Origin of the sequence: Alteromonas abrolhosensis, from assembly GCF_001953635.1 — a bacterium.
In the GTDB taxonomy this organism is placed as follows: Bacteria; Pseudomonadota; Gammaproteobacteria; order Enterobacterales; family Alteromonadaceae; genus Alteromonas; species Alteromonas abrolhosensis.
Genome location: NZ_MEJH01000028.1, coordinates 1 through 636, shown reverse-complemented (window position 1 = coordinate 636; position 636 = coordinate 1). Strand labels below are relative to the sequence as shown.

At 41.5% G+C, this 636-nt stretch carries 2 tRNA genes; both read left to right on the top strand.

The features are described from left to right. Nucleotides 1–51 precede the first annotated feature (51 nt). A tRNA-Ala gene (locus tag BGK61_RS19370) sits at nucleotides 52–127 on the top strand. A 43-nt stretch (nucleotides 128–170) separates the two neighbouring features. Then, nucleotides 171–247 (top strand) — tRNA-Ile (locus BGK61_RS19365). Nucleotides 248–636 lie beyond the last annotated feature (389 nt).

The following is a 636-nucleotide window of genomic DNA, read 5'->3' as shown; positions in this document are numbered from 1 at the left end:
CAGTGCCTACACAGATAGTCTTGTTTAAAATGAAGAACGACACAAGTTTATGGGGCTATAGCTCAGCTGGGAGAGCGCCTGATTTGCATTCAGGAGGTCAGCAGTTCGATCCTGCTTAGCTCCACCATCTACTTGAAACTGGGTTTGTTGCTAACAAACTTAGAAACTGAAGGCTTGTAGCTCAGCTGGTTAGAGCGCACCCCTGATAAGGGTGAGGTCGGCAGTTCAAGTCTGCCCAAGCCTACCATTTCCTTGCTTTGTGAAAGGAAGGTAACACAGGTAGAAACGTGTCACGTTGGACCCGAAATCCTAATGAATATTTACTGTTTCAGTAAAGATTGATTAGGGTTTTTTACTCTAAAGATGAAAGTGCTGCTTTTGCAGGACACATCGAATGTTCTTTAACAATTTGGAAAGCTGATATTAATAGTAATCAATCAAAATTGAGTAACTGAGAAATCGAAAGATGACTTTTTACTCTACTTGACTGAATTGCTTGTTATCAATCGATGATTTGATAGCAAGGCAATTCTTCCGATTAGCTTGTCATTCATGCGACATAACTTAGACAGAAGTCAAAAGGCTGTTTGGGGTTGTATGGTTAAGTGACGAAGCGTATACGGTGGATGCCTTGGC